Source organism: Dactylosporangium sp. NPDC051541 (assembly GCF_044454505.1).
Taxonomy (GTDB): Bacteria; Actinomycetota; Actinomycetes; order Mycobacteriales; family Micromonosporaceae; genus Dactylosporangium.
This window is the reverse complement of sequence record NZ_JBITDU010000003.1, coordinates 301,608-317,886: the sequence shown is the minus strand read 5'-3', so window position 1 is coordinate 317,886 and position 16,279 is coordinate 301,608. Positions and strand designations below refer to the sequence as shown.

Sequence of the window (16,279 nt, the reverse complement as noted above, 5' to 3'; positions counted from 1 at the left end):
CGCCGTGTGGCGACGGCGGCCCCCGGGGTTGTCAGCGGCTCCAGCCCTGCTGACGGTCGGACGCGGCCCCCCACGGTCCGCGCTGGTGATGCATGTGGTGGCCCCACGGCCCGCGGCCGAAGCGCGGGTGCCCGCCGTACGCCCGCCAGCGCGCGTGCCGGGCCAGGCCGAACGCCATGAAGAACAGCGGGATCGCCGGCCAGAAGAAGTGCGCGCCGGAGAGCGCCCACAGCCCGGTCAGCACGGCGGCGATCACCGCGACGAAGCCCGCGTGCCCCCACAGGTGGCGGCGCGAGTCCTTGGCGAAGCGCTCCTTGGCGTCCGGGGTCTCGTACAGCCCGCGCCGGCCCCCTTCGGGCAGGTCCCCGGTGAGCGGCGGCAGCTCGTCCCGGAACTTCGCGGCGTACACCCCCGCGAGCCGCTCCTCCCCCTCCTCGAGCGTGAGCCGGCCCTCGGTCATGCCGGCCCGCACCATGTTGGCGTATTGTTCGCGCTCCTCGTCCGAAGCACGTACTCTCTCGCCGGCCATGTTCTCGGCCCCCTTCCGTTGATGGACTCCAGCGTGCCGAACCGCGGCGGCGAGCGCGTCGCACCGGGGACGGCTCGTGCGGTACCACCGGCGACGCAGCCGCGGCCGCCGTGTACTCCCCCGGGAGTACGCCCGCCGCACCCCGGAGCCGATGCCGCTGGTGAGCCGCCTCCACTACGGTTTGAGCTGTGAGACATGCGCCCTGGGCCAGCGAGCACCGTGCCGCGCGCCTCGAGCGCAAGTTCAAGCGTTTCGAAGAGCGCATCGAGCGCCGCGGCAGCCGGCACTTCAACGGCCCGCACCCGATCCCGCTGGTCATCTTCATCGCGCTCATCCAGGTCCTGGGCACCCGGGCCGCGGCCTTCGGCGCCGACCCCGACGCGCTGGACCGCACCGGCTACCTGCTGCTGGTCGCCGGCCCCGCCGCCCTGCTCTTCCGGCACAAGTCCCCGCTGCTCAGCCTCGCGGGTGCGCTCAGTGCCACGGTCGCCTACTTCGCGCTGCTCTACCCGAACGGCCCCGGCTTCATCGCCGCCATCGTGGCCGTCTTCACGGCACTGTCGGCCGGCTTCCGCTGGCTCACGTGGCTGGCGGTGATAGCGGCGTACACCACCTTCGTCGTTCTGGTCCTGCCCAACGCCTCGCTGGGCCACCTGATCGCGATCGGCGTGTGGTGCGTCATCATCGCGTTCTTCGGCGAGGGGGCGCGGGTGCGCGGCCAGCGGTATGCCCAGATGGCCCGGGACCGCGCCCACCAGGAGGCCCTCGCGCGGGCCGAGGAGGAGAAGGCCCGCAAGGAGCAGCACCGTCGCCAGGCCAGCGACGAGCGCCTCCTCATCGCCCGCGAGCTCCACGACGTGATCGGCCACCACCTCTCGCTGATCAACGTCCAGGCCGGTGTCGGGCTGCACCTCATGGACGAGCAGCCGGAGCAGGCCCGGGTCGCCCTGGCCGCGATCAAGCACGCCAGCGCCGAGGCGCTGCGCGAGACCCGGGCCGTCCTGGCCGGCCTCAACCCCGGCGAGGCTGCTCCCCGCACGCCCGCACCGGGCCTGGCCGACCTGGAGCGGCTGGCCGGCGAGGCCCGCGGCGCCGGTCTCCCGGTCACCGTCGACACGGTGGGGCCGGTGCGGCCCGTGCCGCCGCAGGTCGACCGGGCGGCGTACCGGATCGTCCAGGAGGCCCTGACCAACGTCCGCCGCCACGCGGGCCCGGAGGCCACCGCCACGGTCGTGGTCGCCTACGCTCCGCGCGAGCTCACCCTGACCGTGTCCGACAACGGCGTCGGCGCGCCGGACAGCCCCGCTCAGCCGCCCCAGGCGTCCGCTCAGCCGCCCCAGGCGCCACCGGCGCCACCGGCGTCAGCGGCGTCAGCGGCGGAGCCCCAGCCGGGCGGCAACGGCATCCCCGGCATGCGGCACCGGGCGGCCACGTTCGGCGGCTCGGTCGAGGCCGGCCCCCGGCCGGACGGCGGGTTCGAAGTCGTGGCCCGCATCCCCCTGCGCGAGGAAGAGGCACCGTGATCAAGGTACTGCTGGCCGACGACCAGGCCCTGGTGCGGGCCGGCTTCCGGGCGCTGCTGGACGCCCAGTCCGACATCGAGGTGGTGGCCGAGGCCGCCGACGGCGCCGAGGCCGTCCGCCTGACCGGCCGGACCCGCCCCGACGTGGTCCTGATGGACATCCGGATGCCGATCCTGGACGGCCTGGAGGCCACCCGCCAGATCGCCGCCGACGCCGCGCTGTCCGACGTCCGGATCGTCATCCTCACGACGTTCGACCTCGACGAGTACGTCTTCGAGGCCCTCCGCGTGGGCGCCAGCGGCTTCCTGGTCAAGGACACCGAGCCGGTGGACCTGCTGCGCGGCGTGCGCGCGGTCGCGGCCGGCGACGCCCTGCTCTCCCCCGGCGTCACCCGGCGCCTGATCGAGGAGTTCGCGAGCCGCTCCCGCGCACCCCTGGCCCCGATGTCCCTGGACACGCTGACCGACCGGGAGCGCGAGGTCATGGCCCTGGTCGGCGCGGGCCTGTCCAACGAGGACATCGCCGCGAAGCTGTACGTGAGCCCGGCCACGGCCAAGACCCACGTGAGCCGAGCCATGATCAAGCTCAGCGCCCGCGACCGCGCCCAGCTGGTCGTCTTCGCCTACGAGGCCGGCCTGGTCCGCCCCGGCTGGCTCGGCTGACCTCCGGGTTCCGGCCCGCGACGGCCACCGCGACCCGCAGCGACGACGGCCACAGGACCAATCGCGGTCCTGTGGCCCACGCTCGTCGGCGGTCCGCCGGCGCTCAGGCGGCGTCCAGGGCCTGCGTGATCTTCCGGATGAGGTCGGTCATGACCGGGGTGGGCTGGCTGTTGTGCACGGCCGATTCGATGGCGGTGACGACGGTGCCGCGGAAGTTGGCGGCCTCGTCGGGGTCCTGAGCCCGCAGCAGGGCCATGGCCGCGGTCAGGGCCGGCAGGACCCGGTCGGCGATCTCCGCGACCGACTTGCCGTTGAGGTCCTTGCCCTTCGGGTAGTCGGCGAGGACGTGCCCGATCGGTCCGGTGGCGGAGCCCAAAGCCAGGCTGCCGTTGGTGGCGATCCGGTGCGGTGAGCCGCCGACCGCGCCGGCCGCCGAGAGCAGGGTGATGGCGCCGTAGGCGGCGATGCGCAGGGTGGTCTTGTCCTGGTCGGTGAGGGTGATCGTCATGGTGGGCGCTCCTTCAGCGGTGTGTTCGATGCACCCACTTTCGCGGCCCCGGCTGACACGGCCCCGCCAGCGCCCTGACGCGACCGCCCGCACCGCTGACACCGCTGCCGGTGCCCCGGGGCCCGCTGCCGGTGCGCGCGGTCCGTCAGCTGCGGGTCGCGCCTATGCCCATCAGGACGGCGATGCCCAGGGCGCTGCGGGCCGAGTACGGCTGGCGCCACAGGCCGCCGTGTGCCGCCGCGAACGCCTCGTCCTGCCAGGGGTGGTCCTCGGCCGGGCGGTTGGCGGTGAGGTCGTGGACCAGGAGGGCGGCCATGAGCGTGTTGCTCGTCGCCGGTTCGAAGATCTCGATGCCGAAGCGGTGGGCGCCGGCGAACGCGGCGGCCAGGAGGCGGTTCTTCACCACGCTGCGGGTGCGGGTGGCCGGGGCGACGGCGAGGGAGACCGGGAGGCCGGCGGCCCGGGCCTCGGCCGCTCGCCAGCGCTGGAGTCGTTTGGCGAGCGCGTAGTTGGGGCCCTGCTGCGGTACCAGGCTGTCGTTGATCCCCGGGTAGAGGCCGGGCGGGTAGTTGCGGGTGAGCAGGCGCCCGGCGCTCACCAGGCGCAGCGGCCGCCGGAACCGGCCGATGCCGGTCGCTTCGGCGTAGCGGCGGGTGGACTCGTCGACCGCGTCGTCCGGGACCGCGAACACGTCCGTCGGGGTCGCCAGGAACGCGAGGGCCAGGTCGGGGCGGCGCTCCCGCAGGCGGGTCGTGAGGGCGTCGACGGCCATGGCGACCCGGACGTTCAGGGCTCCGTCGGCATACACGTAGTTGCCGAGCACCAGCCGCCCCTCCTGGCCCTCGATCCAGTCGCTGACCCGGCCGAGGTCGTGCAGCAGGTCGGCGCCGCGCTCGTCGCCGGCGGCCGGCAGGTGCAGGCGGCCCGCGTACCGCTCGGCCAGGGTCGTCAGCCGCTGCCAGATCGCCGGGCGGGGCAGGTCGACGGCGACCACGTCGGCGCCCCAGCGCAGCAGCGCGCGCAGCGGCCCCATCTCCGCGCCGGCGCCGAGGACGGCGACGCGCCGGTCGGGCAGCGACAGCCAGTCCGGGTTGGCGGCGACGGTCCGGACCGTGTCGGCGCAGGAGCGCTCGATCGTGCCGGCCGCGACCCAGCGTTCGAGCTGCCGGTCGAGCTCGGCCCCGGCGAGGCGCTGCCCGCGGTACGGCACCGTCAGCTCCCGCTCGGCCTCGCCCCGGCCCGTGACGGTGACGGTGGTGAGCGGCGGACCCGCGGCGCTGAACGCGGCGTCGAGGGATTCTTCGGCGCCGTCGGCTTTTCCGCGGTACCGCATCCGCGTATGCAGTGACGCGAGCCCGTCCCGGGCGATGGTCAGGGCTGCCTCGCGGGACGGCAGCCCGGCCTCGATCAGCCGCCGGAAGTGCACCAGGTAGTCCTGGCGCCAGTTCGTCGACGACTCCGCGCCCCGGGCCCCGACCGGGTCGACACCGCGCAGCGCGTCGGCGACGACGGAGCGTCCCAGCGCTGAGGTGCTGGCCCGGCCGTCGACGCTCGGGATGACGACCCCGGTCGGATTCTCATTCGGCACAGGCCACAGTCTGCCAGCGAAGCCCAGCGGTCGCCCGGCCGCTGGGTCCGCTACCTGATCGGCACCCCAACGAACTCTTAAGTTTCGATGTGCCGACTTCCCCGGGCAGCTCGCGACGCGTTAGGCAGACTGCCTAACAGTTACGAGAGGCTTCCCTGTCATGAGACGACGCATCATCCTGCTCGGCGCGGCCGGTCTCGCGGCCGCCGTGGCGGTGGCCGGCGCCACGTACGCCTCCGCCGCCTCCTCCACCGCCCGGGCCCCGCAGACCGCCACCGTGGCCGCGGCCGCCGCCCCGGCGACGTTCGCCCACCCAGGGGTCCTGGTCAGCCAGGCGCAGCTCGACTTCGTCCGCGGGAAGGTCCAGGCCGGCGCCCAGCCCTGGAAGCCGGCGTACGACCAGATGATGGGCTCGAAGTACGCGTCCCTGACCCGCACCCCGAAGCCGCGGGCGACGGTCGAGTGCGGCTCCTACTCCAACCCGAACAACGGCTGCACCGATGAGCGCGAGGACGCGATCGCCGCCTACACGCTCTCGCTCGCCTGGTTCATCACCCGCGACAACCGGTACGCGGACAAGGCCATCGCGATCATGGACGCCTGGTCGGCCACGATCAAGGAGCACACCAACAGCAACGCGCCGCTGCAGACGGGCTGGGCGGGGTCGTCCTGGCCGCGGGCGGCGGAGATCATCCGGTACACCTACGGCACCTGGCCCAACCAGGCGCGCTTCGCCACCATGCTGCGCACCGTGTACCTCCCGAAGGTCATCGCCGGCAGCACCAGCAACGGCAACTGGGAACTGTCGATGCTGGAGGCCGCGATCGGGATCTCCGTGTTCCTGGAGGACCGCGCGAGCTGGGACAAGGTGATGACGAAGTTCCGCGCCCGCGTCCCCGCCTACCTGTACCTGGCCACCGACGGCGCCTACCCCAAGGGCATCGGCTCGATCGACACGAAATCCGAGATCGTCAACTACTGGCAGGGCCAGGGCACCTTCGCCGACGGCATCGCCCAGGAGACGTGCCGCGACTTCACCCACACCGGCTACGGCATCTCGGCCATCTCGCACATCGCCGAGACGACCCGCATCCAGGGCCAGGACGTGTACCCGGAGATCGCCGACCGGCTGCGCCACGCCCTCGGCTTCCACAGCAAGTACCAGCTGGGCGAGGGCGTCCCGTCCTGGCTGTGCGGCGGCAAACTCAACCTCGGCCTGGGCCCGATCACCGAGGTCGGCTACAACGCCCTGCACAACCGCCTGGGCATCGCGATGACGAACACGCAGCGGCTGACCGAGCAGTCCCGCCCGGCCGGCAGCAACAACCTGTTCGTCGCGTGGGAGACGCTGACCCACGCCGACAATCCGGCCTGAACCGTGTGACGCCGGGGTGCCGCCGGGCGTGTAGGTGGTATGACGACGATCCACACGCTCGACGGCGTCCCGCCGCCGGCCGTCGCCGGGAGGGCCATGCCGCCCGATTTCGCGGAGTGTTACGCCGCCTCGTTCGCGACCATCGCGGGCCAGCTCGCGGTGTACCTCGGCAGCGCCGAGGAGGCGCAGGAGGTGACGCAGGAGGCGTTCACCCGCGCCTGGACCAGGTGGGGACGCATCTCCCGCTACGACGACCCCGCCGCCTGGGTCCGCCGGGTGGCCTGGAACCTCGCCACCAGCCGCATCCGCCGGGCCCGCATCGCCCTGCGGCACTGGCGCGGCCAGCGGGCCGAACCGGTCGACGGCCCCGGCCCGGAACGGGTGGCGCTCGAGCGCGCCCTGGCCACGCTCCCGGCCGACCAGCGCCGCGCCGTGGTCCTCTACTACCTCGCCGGCCTCCCGGTCGCCGAGATCGCCGAGCTCTGCCGCGTGCGCGAGGGTGCGGTCCGCACCTGGCTGTACCGAGCCCGGATCGCCCTGGCCAAGCACCTGACGGATGAGGTGGACGACCGTGCCTGACGCCGACGAGCAGTTCGACGACGACCGCCTCCGCGCCGCCCTCGGCGACCTGGGCGAACACGCCCGCTCGACTCTGCACCCCTCGGGAGCGGACCGCATTCCCGCGGTCGCGCGCCGCCGTCGTTACACAGCCATTTCCGGGGGTACCGCCCTGCTGCTCGCGATCACCGGCGGCTTCTGGCTCACCCTCGATCCGCCGGGCCAGCAGCCGGCTGCGTCCGTCTGCACCCCCGCCGAGGCCCGCGCCGTCCTGCGCTCGGATGCCACTGCGGAGCAGACGGAGCAGCTCCGCGCCGCGATCGACCACTCGCCCGAGATCTCCACCTACCGCTTCGAGTCCCGCGAGGAGGCCTACGAGCGCTTCAAGGTGGCTTTCGCCGACGCACCCGAGCTCATCGCCGCCACCTTTCCCGAGAGCCTGCCGGCGAGCTTCTGGCTCGACCTGCCCTGCGCCACCGACTTCCCGGCCGTGCGGGCGAGGCTGGCGCCGCTGGCCAGCGATGTGATCTGCCCGTGCGTCCCGGACCCGGAGGAGGCGAAGAAGACGGTGCTGCCGGGCGAGTCGCCGTCGACCTGGGAGTCCCCGCGTTAAGCGACTGCGAAGCGTGTAGAGGCGGCGGCCGCGGGGAACGGTGACGTGCGTATGAGGCTCTTCGACGTCCACACGCATTTCCTGCCCCCGCGGCTGCTGCGCCGGATCTGGGCGTACTTCGACGAGGCCGGCCCGCTCATCGGCCGCCCCTGGCCGATCCGCTACCGCGGCTCCGACGAGGAGCGCGTGGCCCTCCTGCGCAGCTTCGGCGTCCGCCACTTCACCGCCCTCGCCTACGCCCACCGCCCCGGCCTGGCCGCGGACCTCAACACGTGGACCATGGACTTCGCGGCCCGGACCCCCGGCTGCCTGTCCAGCGCCACGTTCTTCCCCGAGCCCGACGTGACCCGGTACGTCGAGCGGGCCCTGACCGGAGGCGCCCGCGTCTTCAAGGCCCATCTGCAGGTCGGCGGCTACGACCCGCGCACCCCCGTCCTCGACCCGGTGTGGGCGAGCCTGGCCCAGGCCCGGGTCCCCGTCGTCGTCCACGCCGGCTCGGACCCGGTGGCCAACGGCTTCACCGGCCCGGACCCGTTCGGCGAGGTCCTGCGCCGCCACCCCGGCCTGGTGGCGATCATCGCGCACCTGGGCGCCCCCGAGTACGAGGGCTTCCTCGACCTGGCCGAGCGGTACCCCGGGGTACACCTGGACACGACCATGGTCTTCACCGACTTCTTCGGCGCCCCGCCCTCCGCGCTCCTGCCCCGGCTCCGCGAACTCGGCGTGGCCGGCCGCGTACTGCTGGGCACCGACTTCCCCAACATCCCGTACCCGTACGAGCACCAGCTCCAATCCCTGGAGCGCCTGGACCTGGGCGAGGACTGGCTCCAGGCGGTCTGCTGGACCAACGCCGCGCGGCTGTTCGGCGTGGACGATCCCGACGACGAGCCCCTACCCGCCCGCTGACGCCGACCCTCCCGATACCGGCGACGCCGCCGTATGCTCCGCCGCGTGGATGTCGCCCGACTGATGGGCCCCGGGCTGCGCACGCCCGACGACGCCTGGCTGTTCATCGCCGACCTGTTCGCCGCGTTCGGCCGTCCCGTCGCGCCCGCCGACGGCTGCACCGCCGAGGAGCTCGCCGCGGCGGCGCTCCCACTACCCGCCGCCGTCGCGGCCTTCTACCGCCGGTTCGGCCGCCGCCCCGAGCTGACGGACGGCCAGGACCCGATCGTCGCGCCGGCGCGGCTGGAGGTCGACGACGGGTTCGTGGTGATCAGGGACGAGAACCAGTACACCGCCGAATGGGCCGTGGCGGACCTGCACCAGGACGACCCACCGGTCCTCTACCGGCACGAAGGCGAGCCCTGGCAGCCGTACCTGGACCGGTTCTCGCTCGCCGCCGCCGACTTCGCCCTCTGCGAGACCGTCTTCGCCGACGACGACCTGTACAACGGCGCGGAGGTCGAACCCGCCCTGGTCGAGCAGCTCCAGGGCACCTACGCCACTGTGCCCTTCCCCGAATACCGGACGTACCCCAGCCCGGGCACCGGCCCGACGCTCTGGCTGTCGGCCCCGGGCAAGCTGCTGCGGGTCGACCAGTTCGAATCCCCGTGGATCTTCGTCCGGGGCCGGACCAAGCAGGACCTGACCGAACTTCTGACCGGCATCGCCGCCAACTGGACCCTCGGCACCGGACTGGATTAGCCGGCAGCTCGACCCCATTCGTCGCGGGCCCGCACTTGTGCCGGTTCGCACTCGGCGCCGGTTCGGCCGGCATCTGGCGCCGCTTCAGGCCTGGCGCCGGTTCGGGCTTGAGGCTGGTCCGGTCAGCGGGTGAGGATCAGGTCGGCGCGGTCGCGGGTGCCGGCGATGACGGCGGCGTTGCGCTCGTCGCTGCGGAACACCCAGTCCTTGGCCTCGGGCAGCTCGAGCCCCTTGGCCATCTGCCGCCGGACCAGCGACTCCTGCCGGACGGAGTCGGGCGCGTCGAGATACAGCACCAGGTCGAGCAGGCCGCGTACGGACGCCCACGGCCCGTGGTCCAGCAGCAGGTAGTTGCCCTCGACGACGATGACCCGCACGTCCGCCGGGACCGGGATGACGCCGCCGATCGACTCGTGCAGGGCCCGGCTGTAGCTCGGCGCGTAGACGAGGTCCTCACCGGCCCGGAACCGCCGCAGCAGGTGCACGAACCCGGCGGAGTCGAACGTCTCCGGCGCCCCCTTGCGATCGGCCAGCCCGAGCCGATCGAGCTCCACGTTGGACAGGTGGAACCCGTCCATCGGCACCGCCACACTCGACAGTCCATCGTGGACGTTCAGCGCCTCGGAGAGGGCGGTGGACAGCGTGGACTTCCCGGCGGCCGGCGGCCCGCAGATGCCGACGATCGACCGCCCCGGCCGCCCCCGGACGAACGGCACCACCACATCCAGCGCCGCCTGCAGCACGTCAGGTTGCCGCATGCTCATGCGAGACTGTCGCGCAGGCCGCGCATCCCGGTGAGCCATCGATCCGTATCCGTGGCGCGGTGCAGGTAGTACTTCGCCACCTCGGGGTGCGGCAGAATCAGGAACTTCTCGGCGTCGAGCCCCTCCACGACCGCCTCGGCCACGTCCTCGGCCGACAGCACCGCCCCACCCGCCGCCGTCACTTTGGCACCGATGTGCCCCTCCTTGAGCCCGTCGCGCAGCATCGGCGTGTCGACGCCCTGCGGGCACAGCGCACTCACCTTGATACCGTCGCTGCCGTAGGTGATGGACAGCCACTCCGCGAACGACACCGCCGCGTGCTTCGTCACCGCGTACGGTGCGTCGCCGACCGCCGTGAGCAGCCCGGCGGCCGAGCAGGTGTGCAGCAGGTAGCCGGACCCTCGTTCGAGCATCGATGGCAGCACGGCGCGCGCGGAGTACACATGGGACAGCACATTCACCGCCCAGGTCCGCTCCCAGAGCTCCGTCGGCGCCTCGAGCCCGGCACCGCTCGTGATGCCGGCGTTCGCGCAGAACAGGTCGATGCGGTCGTAGCGTCCGAGCGTCTCCTGGACCAGCTCGGCGACCTGCTCTTCGCTGGTGACGTCCGCCTCGACGCCGATCGCTTCCCCCGGCAGGGACGAGGCCAGGGCGGACGCCGCGGATCCGTCGAGATCAGCCAGTACCAATGCCGCCGCTTGTGCAGTTGCGAACCGCCGGGCCAGTGCGGCTCCGATGCCACCGGCCGCTCCGGTGATGACAACGACCTTCCCGTCGACCTTCACGCCCGCGCCCTCACCTCTCGCACCCTCTTCGGACCGTTCACGTCCGCGCTCCCAGGCGCCGCAACGTCTCCAGCAGTGCCGGCGCTCCACCGGCCACGAGCTCCCGGGTCGGCAGCAGCGCGATCACCGGCGTCGTCACCCCCGCCGCGGCGTACCGCTCGACATGCGCTCGGCACACATCGGCCGAGCCATGGACGATCAGCTGGTCGACGACCTCATCCGGAATCGCCGCCAGTGCTCCCTTGCGGTCCCCGGCCGCCCATGCATCCCACATGGGCTTCAGCACCGCGCCACGTCCCAGCCACCGATGGAACGCCGCGTATGCGGGCACGGTCAGGTATGCCGCGATCATCCGCCGGGCGGTCGTCCGGGCCTCGTCGGCATCCTCCGTCGGACATACGAAGATGCGCGCCGCGATCTCGAAGCCCTCGGGCGCGCCGGCCAGCTCGGCGCGCGCGGTCGCCACATCCTCGACGGACAGCCAGTTGAGGACCGCACCGTCGGCCTCGGCCGCCGCCAGGCGCAGCATGCGCCCACGAAGACCGGCCAACAACAGTTTCGGCGGTACGGCCGGTGGGCGCTCGAGGCGAAAGCGTTGCACTGTGAAGGTGTCAAAGGACCCGTTGACGAGCTCGCCCGCCAACGCCGATCGCAGGAACCGGAGGACATCCCGGCTCCGTTCGAACGGGCGTTCGAAAGGTACCGCGTTCCAGTCGCCGACCACAACCGGTGACGACGATCCGATGCCAAGAGCGAACCGGCCGGGTGCGGTCTCGGCGAGCGTGGCCGCCTGCATGGCCAGCAGACCGGGGCCGCGGGTGTATACGGGGACGATGGCCGTGCCCAGCCGTAACCGCGGTGACCAGGCCGACGCGAGGGCCAGCGGGGTGAACGCGTCCGTGCCGGCGACCTCGGAGGTCCAGACGTCCGTGAACCCGAGGTCCGGTAACGTTGCGAGCAACGCAGCGTGATCGGGCAGCGGGACCCCGGTCAGCGGGATCGTCAGCCCCCATTGGCTGTTCATCAGCCGATCATCTCCACGAAACGGCCGATGTGGCAAGCACAACGGCACACTCGGCCGCGACCTCTGACGTTGCAGCGGGTAGGCCCGCGACGTAGCCTGACGCGGGTTTCCACCGAGAGAAGGAGCGCGACATGCTTGGTTTGGAAAAGAAGCTCATGAAGGAATGGGAAGGCAAGAGCGCGCAGGAGATCGCCAACGCCCCCGTCACCGCGATCGCCGGCGTCAGCGAGGGCGACGCCGAGAAGCTGCTCGCCGCGTTCAACATCAAGACCGTCCGTGACCTGGGCACGAACAAGTACTTCCGCTGGGCTCAGGGCATCGTCAACCTCGCCGACTGAGTTCGATCCCGGCGTCACCGCGACGGCCGCTCCCCGCTTCGGGGGCGGCCGTTTCGTCGTCTCCGGCCCTCGGCTCCGCGATCCTCTTCGTTGTCCGCGGTCCTCCGTGCAGCGGTGTGCGGCCTGGTCGGAGCGGGTCGCCCGAAAAGTGTCGTACCCCGGGTCTAGCGTTCGGGGCGCTGAAGACGGGCCATCCGCAGGGCCGTCATCAAACCCGGCGGCGCGCGAGGGATTCCGTGCCGGCGCCAACTGCATAGGGACAAGTAAGGAACGCTGGCGCGGACCCGTTACCGTCTTTGGGATGCGACGGCGCCACGTGCTCACCCTCGCCGCCGTCAGTGCGGTCGTGTCCGGCTGCTCACCGGACAAGCCCGGAGCCAGCACCTCCACGGGCACGCCGGCGCGGACAGCCGGCGAAGCACCGACGCTCGGACCCGGCGGCCTCGCCTTCCCGAAGGGATTCGCGTGGGGCGCCTCGACCTCCGCGTACCAGGTCGAGGGGGCCGCGGCCGAGGACGGTCGCGGGCCGTCGGTGTGGGACACGTTCAGCCACCAGCCCGGACGCACCCTCGGCGGCGACACCGGTGACGTCGCGGCGGACCACTATCACCGGGTGTACGAGGACCTGGACCTCATGAAGGACCTGGGCCTGAAGAGCTACCGGTTCTCCATCTCCTGGTCCCGGGTGATGCCGCAGGGCCAGGGTGCGCTCAACGCCAAGGGTCTCGACTTCTATCACCGGCTGGTCGACGGCCTGCTCACCCGTGGCATCACGCCGATGGCCACGCTGTTCCACTGGGACACGCCGCAGGCGCTGCAGGACAAGGGCGGCTGGGAGCAGCGCGACTGTGCGCAGTGGTTCGCCGACTACGCCCAGCAGATGTTCTACTCACTCGGCGACAAGGTGACGACCTGGCTCACCCTCAACGAGCCGAAGACGGTGGTGTCGCTCGGGTACACCACCGGCATCCACGCCCCGGGCAAGAAGGACCGGCGCGCGGCCACCGTGGCCGGCCACCACCTGCTGCTGGCCCACGGCCTGGCGGTGAAGGCGTTCCGCGGTACCGGCCGGAAGGGCACGATCGGCGCCGCCCTCAACCTGTCCCCGGTGTACCCCGTGGACGGCTCGGCGGGAGCGGCGAAACAGGCCGCCGCCGTCGACGTCGAGGAGAACCGCCGCTGGCTGGACCCGGTGCTGCTGGGGAAGTACCCCGACGGGTGGCTGGCCGGGCAGCCCACCAACGCACCCATCCGCACGGCCGTCCGGGACGGCGACCCGGCCATCATCGGCGAGAAGGCGGACCTGCTGGCGGTGCAGTACTACAACCCCGTGTTCGTCACCGCGCAGGGCGGCCGGGTCACGAAGCACCCGACGACGCAGGCGACCTGGCTCGAGATCTACCCCGACGGCCTGTACGACCTGCTGACCCGCATCAAGCGGGACTACGGCGACATCCCGCTGACGATCACCGAGAACGGCATGCCGACCACGAACGACATCAAGGACGACGACCGCATCGCGTTCCTGCGCGACCACTTCACGGCCGCGCACAAGGCCATCCAGGCCGGCGTGCGCCTGCAGGGCTTCCACGTCTGGTCGCTGCTGGACAACTTCGAGTGGGCCGAGGGCTACTCGCAGCGCTGGGGCCTGATCCGGGTCGACCCGGAGACGAGGGAGCGCCGGCGCAAGGCCAGCGCCGAGTGGTACCGCACCGTGATCGCGAAGAACGGCATCGACCCGGCCTGAACCATCCGCACGGCCGTGGCGCAGAGCCCCTTGCCGTCGTGTGGCGCGGCCGTCGTGCGTGGGCGAGCGAGCCGGGTCTGGCCGCCGTCACAACGCGACGTTGTCGGGTGGTTGATGGAAAAGTGCGCAGCTTCATCACCGAGGAGACGCGGGTGCGAGGGCTCGCGGGTTGGTGGGCAGGCATCATGGGGTGGTGAGCAACCTGACGCGACGTTCTCTTCATGGGCTGGCGGAGCTGGTGCTGGCCGGGCCGCAGTATCGGGCCAGCAAGACGATTCGGCTGCGGGTGGAGGGCGGCGGATTTGGGACCGTGGCCGCGCCGGAGTTGGTGGTGACGGCTGACTCGCTCGTGCTCGGTGACGGGCGGCGGGTGGCCCTCGCCGGGTTGACGCTTGGTGAGGTGGCGGCGGCGGCCGGCGTTGAGATCGGGGCGCCGGAGGGTCTCTACCCGGATGGGTCGGGGGCTTCGGCGGAGGACCTTGTCGTCGTTGATGACGCGGCGGGGATTCTTGACGCGTTCGCGGCTGGGGATGCTGCTCTGCGGGCCTTCAGCGGTGATGTCGTGCCGGTGCTCTGGCCGGAGCATTTCGACCTCGGGGTCTCGCTCGACGAGGTGAATTACGGGGTGTCGGCCGGGGACGCCACGATCGACGAGCCGTATGCGTACGTGGGGCCTTGGGAGGCTCGGAGCGGGGAGTTCTGGAACGTGTCGTTCGGGGCCGCGCATCCCGTCCGGGAGCTGCCCGGTCTGCTGGCGTTCTTCGAGGAAGGGCGGCGTCAGGCCGGGTCGGCCGCAACGCCGCGGTAGATGCGACGTTGCGGCGACTACGTTGACGGCAAGGCCGGGCTGGGTGCGGTCGGCCCCGGCTCGGCTGGGCGTCAGCCGAACAGTTTGACGGCCGTGATGATGGTTTCGATGATGCCGTAGCCCAGGAGGACGGCTACCAGGGCCCAGCTCACGATCAAGCGGGTCGACTGCGGGTTGTTCATGTCGCCACCTTCTCGGGCTCGGGGGCGGGTTCGTGGTAGCGCTGTGGCACCGGGCGGATGAGGAGGTTGGCGATGAAGCCGACGGCCAGGACGCCGACCATGGTGAACAGGGCCGGCTGGTAGGCCGACGCGGTCAGAGTGCCGGGCTTGCCCTGCGCGTCCAGGAAGCGGTTCACGATCAGGGGGCCGGCGACGCCGGCGGCGGACCAGGCGGTCAGGAGGCGGCCGTGGATGGCGCCGACCTGGTAGGTGCCGAAGAGGTCACGCAGGTAGGCGGGGACGGTGGCGAAGCCGCCGCCGTAGAACGACAGGATGAAGCCCGCCAGCAGGACGAACAGCGCGGTGGCGGTGTGGCCGACCGAGGCCAGGAGGGCGTAGAGGACCATGCCGACGCCCAGGTAGATCATGTAGATGGGCTTGCGGCCGATGACGTCCGAGGTGGAGGACCAGGCGAAGCGGCCGGCCATGTTGAACAGGGACAGGACGCCCACGAAGCCCGCGGCGGCGGCGACGGTGACGGTCGAGGCGCCGTTGTCGCGGAAGAAGTCCTGGATCATGGGGCTGGCCTGCTCCAGGATGCCGACGCCGGCGGTGACGTTGCAGAACAGCACGACCCACAGGAGCCAGAACGAGCGGGTGCGCAGCGCGTTGGCGGCGCTCACGTTGGCCGTGGTGACCAGGGGCTTCTCGCGGATCGCGGCCGGGTCGAAGCCGTCCGGGCGCCAGCCGTCGCGGGGGACGCGGACGTTGAAGACCCCGAACATCATGATGAGGAAGTAGCCGATGCCCAGCGTCACGAAGAGCAGGACGAGGGCGGACCCGCCGGCCACGGACTTCGCGTCGCCCGGGTCGTAGCCGGCGTCGTAGAGCGACAGGAGCTGGCGCGACAGCGGGCTGGCGATGAGCGCGCCGCCGCCGAAGCCCATGATGGCCAGGCCCGTGGCGAGGCCGGGGCGGTCCGGGAACCACTTGATGAGCGTCGAGACCGGCGAGATGTACCCGATGCCGAGACCTATGCCGCCCAGAACGCCGTAGCCGAAGTACACCAGCCACAGTTGCTTTGTGCTTATCCCGAGGGCGGCGACGAGGAACCCGGCGCCCCAGAAGCACGCCGACACGAACATGGCCTTGCGCGGTCCGTTGCGTTCGACCCAGGTGCCACCGACGGCGGCGGAGAGGCCGAGCATGACGATGGCGATGCTGAAGATGATGCCGATCGCGGTCTGGCTGACGCCGAAGTGGGCGATGAGCGAATTCTTGTAGACGCTCGTGGCGTACGCCTGACCGATGCACAGGTGGACCGAGAGCGCCGCCGGCGGGATGAGCCAGCGACTGTAGCCCTCGGGCGCGACCGTGTGCCTGGAGTCCAGCGCCGATAGCAGTGACATCGGAGACCTCCTTTGGCCCGGCACTCAGTCTAGATCGCAGACGGTCTATTTCGCAGCGCAGCTTTCCGCTGATCAGAAAGCCGAGGCCGATCATGCTGCGCAAGCCGGGCCGGGCGGCCAGTGCGGCCAGGGCCGATCAAGCGAAGCCGCCGGAGTCGATCACGCGGAACGAGCCGGACTCGATCGAGCGCGGCCGAAGCGGGACCGACCGTGATCCAAAATTGCCCATACGTGAGGAAC

At 71.7% G+C, this 16,279-nt stretch carries 17 protein-coding genes; 10 read left to right on the top strand and 7 right to left on the bottom strand.

The genetic code is table 11. From position 1 onward, the window contains the following. Positions 1-31: 31 nt before the first annotated feature. Positions 32-529, bottom strand: a complete 498-nt coding sequence (locus ACIA8L_RS15585; protein WP_395904755.1) for a DUF1707 domain-containing protein — start codon at positions 527-529, stop codon at positions 32-34. Between the two features lie 188 nt (positions 530-717). On the opposite strand from ACIA8L_RS15585, the gene ACIA8L_RS15580 reads away from it, so the two are divergent. After that, positions 718-2,052 carry a sensor histidine kinase gene (locus ACIA8L_RS15580; RefSeq protein ID WP_395904753.1) on the top strand — a complete coding sequence of 445 codons (1,335 nt, stop codon included), beginning with the start codon at positions 718-720 and terminating at the stop codon, positions 2,050-2,052. Beyond that, positions 2,049-2,714, top strand: a complete 666-nt coding sequence (locus ACIA8L_RS15575) for a response regulator (protein ID WP_395904751.1) — start codon at positions 2,049-2,051, stop codon at positions 2,712-2,714. The genes ACIA8L_RS15580 and ACIA8L_RS15575 overlap by 4 nt, the downstream gene beginning before the upstream one ends. A 103-nt stretch (positions 2,715-2,817) precedes the next feature. Here the strand turns inward: ACIA8L_RS15575 and ACIA8L_RS15570 are convergent, their stop codons facing one another. Together ACIA8L_RS15570 and ACIA8L_RS15565 are read right to left on the bottom strand one after the other, a co-directional pair. Then, positions 2,818-3,222 (bottom strand): hypothetical protein, encoded by a 405-nt coding sequence (locus ACIA8L_RS15570; protein WP_395904750.1) that lies wholly within the window; start codon positions 3,220-3,222, stop codon positions 2,818-2,820. 145 nt (positions 3,223-3,367) lie between these two features. Beyond that, positions 3,368-4,810: a hypothetical protein gene (locus ACIA8L_RS15565; RefSeq protein ID WP_395904749.1), complete on the bottom strand. Its 1,443-nt coding sequence runs from the start codon at positions 4,808-4,810 to the stop codon at positions 3,368-3,370. A gap of 160 nt (positions 4,811-4,970) precedes the next feature. Here ACIA8L_RS15565 and ACIA8L_RS15560 point away from each other — a divergent pair, with 160 nt between their 5' ends. The 5 genes from ACIA8L_RS15560 to ACIA8L_RS15540 are packed head-to-tail and all read left to right on the top strand — an operon-like array spanning position 4,971 to position 9,003. Continuing rightward, positions 4,971-6,185, top strand: coding sequence for an alginate lyase family protein (locus tag ACIA8L_RS15560; protein ID WP_395904747.1), 1,215 nt, complete (start codon positions 4,971-4,973; stop codon positions 6,183-6,185). Positions 6,186-6,224: 39 nt separating this feature from the next. Next, positions 6,225-6,764 (top strand): RNA polymerase sigma factor, encoded by a 540-nt coding sequence (locus ACIA8L_RS15555; RefSeq protein ID WP_395904745.1) that lies wholly within the window; start codon positions 6,225-6,227, stop codon positions 6,762-6,764. Further along, on the top strand, positions 6,757-7,356 hold the full coding sequence (locus ACIA8L_RS15550) for a permease-like cell division protein FtsX (RefSeq protein ID WP_395904743.1): 600 nt from the start codon (positions 6,757-6,759) through the stop codon (positions 7,354-7,356). Before ACIA8L_RS15555 ends, ACIA8L_RS15550 begins: the two co-directional genes overlap by 8 nt. Positions 7,357-7,407: 51 nt before the next feature. Next, positions 7,408-8,262, top strand: a complete 855-nt coding sequence (locus tag ACIA8L_RS15545) for an amidohydrolase family protein (RefSeq protein WP_395904741.1) — start codon at positions 7,408-7,410, stop codon at positions 8,260-8,262. 45 nt (positions 8,263-8,307) lie between these two features. Further along, on the top strand, positions 8,308-9,003 hold the full coding sequence (locus ACIA8L_RS15540) for a hypothetical protein (protein ID WP_395904739.1): 696 nt from the start codon (positions 8,308-8,310) through the stop codon (positions 9,001-9,003). A 122-nt stretch (positions 9,004-9,125) separates the two neighbouring features. Here the strand turns inward: ACIA8L_RS15540 and ACIA8L_RS15535 are convergent, their stop codons facing one another. Genes ACIA8L_RS15535 through ACIA8L_RS15525 form a run of 3 tightly spaced genes read right to left on the bottom strand, consistent with a single transcriptional unit; the run spans position 9,126 to position 11,558 of the window. Next, entirely contained in the window at positions 9,126-9,761 is a 636-nt protein-coding gene (locus ACIA8L_RS15535; protein ID WP_395904737.1) for a nucleoside/nucleotide kinase family protein, read from the bottom strand. 2 nt (positions 9,762-9,763) lie between these two features. Beyond that, complete coding sequence (locus ACIA8L_RS15530) at positions 9,764-10,552, bottom strand: SDR family oxidoreductase (protein WP_395904735.1); 789 nt, start codon at positions 10,550-10,552, stop codon at positions 9,764-9,766. A 37-nt stretch (positions 10,553-10,589) separates the two neighbouring features. After that, complete coding sequence (locus tag ACIA8L_RS15525; protein WP_395906288.1) at positions 10,590-11,558, bottom strand: LLM class F420-dependent oxidoreductase; 969 nt, start codon at positions 11,556-11,558, stop codon at positions 10,590-10,592. A gap of 149 nt (positions 11,559-11,707) precedes the next feature. On the opposite strand from ACIA8L_RS15525, the gene ACIA8L_RS15520 reads away from it, so the two are divergent. From ACIA8L_RS15520 to ACIA8L_RS15510, 3 genes are all read left to right on the top strand, one after another. Further along, positions 11,708-11,914, top strand: coding sequence for a hypothetical protein (locus tag ACIA8L_RS15520; RefSeq protein ID WP_395904733.1), 207 nt, complete (start codon positions 11,708-11,710; stop codon positions 11,912-11,914). 301 nt (positions 11,915-12,215) lie between these two features. Further along, positions 12,216-13,661 (top strand): GH1 family beta-glucosidase, encoded by a 1,446-nt coding sequence (locus ACIA8L_RS15515; protein ID WP_395904731.1) that lies wholly within the window; start codon positions 12,216-12,218, stop codon positions 13,659-13,661. Positions 13,662-13,854: 193 nt separating this feature from the next. Beyond that, entirely contained in the window at positions 13,855-14,469 is a 615-nt protein-coding gene (locus ACIA8L_RS15510) for a hypothetical protein (protein ID WP_395904729.1), read from the top strand. Positions 14,470-14,647: 178 nt separating this feature from the next. Here ACIA8L_RS15510 and ACIA8L_RS15505 read toward each other — a convergent pair whose 3' ends face one another. Then, entirely contained in the window at positions 14,648-16,033 is a 1,386-nt protein-coding gene (locus ACIA8L_RS15505; protein WP_395906286.1) for an OFA family MFS transporter, read from the bottom strand. Between the last annotated feature and the right edge of the window lie 246 nt (positions 16,034-16,279).

Excerpts from the sequence above, each read along its gene's own strand:
- ACIA8L_RS15555 (WP_395904745.1), top strand. The coding sequence starts at position 6,225 with ATGACGACGATCCACACGCTCGACGGCGTCCCGCCGCCGGCCGTCGCC.
- ACIA8L_RS15520 (WP_395904733.1), top strand. The coding sequence starts at position 11,708 with ATGCTTGGTTTGGAAAAGAAGCTCATGAAGGAATGGGAAGGCAAGAGC.
- ACIA8L_RS15515 (WP_395904731.1), top strand. The coding sequence starts at position 12,216 with ATGCGACGGCGCCACGTGCTCACCCTCGCCGCCGTCAGTGCGGTCGTG.
- ACIA8L_RS15585 (WP_395904755.1), bottom strand. The coding sequence starts at position 529 with ATGGCCGGCGAGAGAGTACGTGCTTCGGACGAGGAGCGCGAACAATAC.
- ACIA8L_RS15545 (WP_395904741.1), top strand. The coding sequence starts at position 7,408 with ATGAGGCTCTTCGACGTCCACACGCATTTCCTGCCCCCGCGGCTGCTG.
- ACIA8L_RS15570 (WP_395904750.1), bottom strand. The coding sequence starts at position 3,222 with ATGACGATCACCCTCACCGACCAGGACAAGACCACCCTGCGCATCGCC.
- ACIA8L_RS15535 (WP_395904737.1), bottom strand. The coding sequence starts at position 9,761 with ATGCGGCAACCTGACGTGCTGCAGGCGGCGCTGGATGTGGTGGTGCCG.
- ACIA8L_RS15560 (WP_395904747.1), top strand. The coding sequence starts at position 4,971 with ATGAGACGACGCATCATCCTGCTCGGCGCGGCCGGTCTCGCGGCCGCC.